This window comes from Bacillus sp. 41-22, assembly GCF_025809295.1.
Classification (GTDB): domain Bacteria; phylum Bacillota; class Bacilli; order Bacillales; family Bacillaceae_G; genus Bacillus_A; species Bacillus_A mycoides.
The window spans coordinates 85,001-87,500 of sequence record NZ_CP084035.1; the positions used below are offsets into that span (position 1 = coordinate 85,001).

Consider the following 2,500-nt stretch of genomic DNA (forward strand, 5'->3'; position numbering starts at 1 on the left):
CTAGGATGTTGGCTCAGAAGCAGCCACCATTTAAAGAGTGCGTAATAGCTCACTAGTCGAGTGACTCTGCGCCGAAAATGTACCGGGGCTAAATACACCACCGAAGCTGCGAATTGATACCAATGGTATCAGTGGTAGGGGAGCGTTCTAAGTGCAGTGAAGTCAGACCGGAAGGACTGGTGGAGCGCTTAGAAGTGAGAATGCCGGTATGAGTAGCGAAAGACGGGTGAGAATCCCGTCCACCGAATGCCTAAGGTTTCCTGAGGAAGGCTCGTCCGCTCAGGGTTAGTCAGGACCTAAGCCGAGGCCGACAGGCGTAGGCGATGGACAACAGGTTGATATTCCTGTACCACCTCTTTATCGTTTGAGCAATGGAGGGACGCAGAAGGATAGAAGAAGCGTGCGATTGGTTGTGCACGTCCAAGCAGTTAGGCTGATAAGTAGGCAAATCCGCTTATCGTGAAGGCTGAGCTGTGATGGGGAAGCTCCTTATGGAGCGAAGTCTTTGATTCCCCGCTGCCAAGAAAAGCTTCTAGCGAGATAAAAGGTGCCTGTACCGCAAACCGACACAGGTAGGCGAGGAGAGAATCCTAAGGTGTGCGAGAGAACTCTGGTTAAGGAACTCGGCAAAATGACCCCGTAACTTCGGGAGAAGGGGTGCTTTCTTAACGGAAAGCCGCAGTGAATAGGCCCAAGCGACTGTTTAGCAAAAACACAGGTCTCTGCGAAGCCGTAAGGCGAAGTATAGGGGCTGACACCTGCCCGGTGCTGGAAGGTTAAGGAGAGGGGTTAGCGTAAGCGAAGCTCTGAACTGAAGCCCCAGTAAACGGCGGCCGTAACTATAACGGTCCTAAGGTAGCGAAATTCCTTGTCGGGTAAGTTCCGACCCGCACGAAAGGTGTAACGATTTGGGCACTGTCTCAACCAGAGACTCGGTGAAATTATAGTACCTGTGAAGATGCAGGTTACCCGCGACAGGACGGAAAGACCCCGTGGAGCTTTACTGTAGCCTGATATTGAATTTTGGTACAGTTTGTACAGGATAGGCGGGAGCCATTGAAACCGGAGCGCTAGCTTCGGTGGAGGCGCTGGTGGGATACCGCCCTGACTGTATTGAAATTCTAACCTACGGGTCTTATCGACCCGGGAGACAGTGTCAGGTGGGCAGTTTGACTGGGGCGGTCGCCTCCTAAAGTGTAACGGAGGCGCCCAAAGGTTCCCTCAGAATGGTTGGAAATCATTCGTAGAGTGCAAAGGCATAAGGGAGCTTGACTGCGAGACCTACAAGTCGAGCAGGGACGAAAGTCGGGCTTAGTGATCCGGTGGTTCCGCATGGAAGGGCCATCGCTCAACGGATAAAAGCTACCCCGGGGATAACAGGCTTATCTCCCCCAAGAGTCCACATCGACGGGGAGGTTTGGCACCTCGATGTCGGCTCATCGCATCCTGGGGCTGTAGTCGGTCCCAAGGGTTGGGCTGTTCGCCCATTAAAGCGGTACGCGAGCTGGGTTCAGAACGTCGTGAGACAGTTCGGTCCCTATCCGTCGTGGGCGCAGGAAATTTGAGAGGAGCTGTCCTTAGTACGAGAGGACCGGGATGGACGCACCGCTGGTGTACCAGTTGTTCTGCCAAGGGCATAGCTGGGTAGCTATGTGCGGAAGGGATAAGTGCTGAAAGCATCTAAGCATGAAGCCCCCCTCAAGATGAGATTTCCCATAGCGTAAGCTAGTAAGATCCCTGAAAGATGATCAGGTTGATAGGTTCGAGGTGGAAGCATGGTGACATGTGGAGCTGACGAATACTAATAGATCGAGGACTTAACCATATAATATGAAGCAATGTTATCTAGTTTTGAAAGAATATAAAAAACTTGTTGACTTTCAAAAGTTAATGAGTTATAATAATTCTTGTCTTAAATGAATATAGTCTGGTAATGATGGCAGAGAGGCCACACCCGTTCCCATACCGAACACGGAAGTTAAGCTCTCTAGCGCCGATGGTAGTTGGGACCTTGTCCCTGTGAGAGTAGGACGTTGCCAGGCAATTCGGAGGATTAGCTCAGCTGGGAGAGCACCTGCCTTACAAGCAGGGGGTCGGCGGTTCGATCCCGTCATCCTCCACCATTTAGCCGACTTAGCTCAATTGGTAGAGCAACTGACTTGTAATCAGTAGGTTGGGGGTTCAAGTCCTCTAGTCGGCACCAGTTTTTAATTGTACGAGCCATTAGCTCAGTTGGTAGAGCATCTGACTTTTAATCAGAGGGTCGAAGGTTCGAATCCTTCATGGCTCACCATTTTAATGAAATATGCGGGTGTGGCGGAATTGGCAGACGCACTAGACTTAGGATCTAGCGCCTTTGGCGTGGGGGTTCGACTCCCTTCACCCGCACTTTTAATGAAATAACTCAAACATGTCTTGCGGAAGTAGTTCAGTGGTAGAATACAACCTTGCCAAGGTTGGGGTCGCGGGTTCGAATCCCGTCTTCCGCTCCAATTTTCAG

5 tRNA genes and 2 rRNA genes (1 of these 7 only partly in view) are annotated in these 2,500 nt (G+C 51.2%); all 7 read left to right on the top strand.

Annotation, left to right across the window (positions count from 1 at the left end):
* Positions 1–1,825, top strand: a 23S ribosomal RNA gene (locus LCF45_RS00440) (it extends 1,097 nt beyond the left edge of the window).
* A 101-nt stretch (positions 1,826–1,926) separates the two neighbouring features.
* Positions 1,927–2,042 (top strand): 5S ribosomal RNA (rrf, locus tag LCF45_RS00445).
* Between the two features lie 5 nt (positions 2,043–2,047).
* A tRNA-Val gene (locus LCF45_RS00450) sits at positions 2,048–2,123 on the top strand.
* A gap of 4 nt (positions 2,124–2,127) precedes the next feature.
* Positions 2,128–2,203 (top strand) — tRNA-Thr (locus LCF45_RS00455).
* 14 nt (positions 2,204–2,217) lie between these two features.
* Positions 2,218–2,293 (top strand) — tRNA-Lys (locus LCF45_RS00460).
* A 14-nt stretch (positions 2,294–2,307) separates the two neighbouring features.
* A tRNA-Leu gene (locus LCF45_RS00465) sits at positions 2,308–2,388 on the top strand.
* A 29-nt stretch (positions 2,389–2,417) separates the two neighbouring features.
* A tRNA-Gly gene (locus LCF45_RS00470) sits at positions 2,418–2,492 on the top strand.
* Positions 2,493–2,500: the final 8 nt, after the last annotated feature.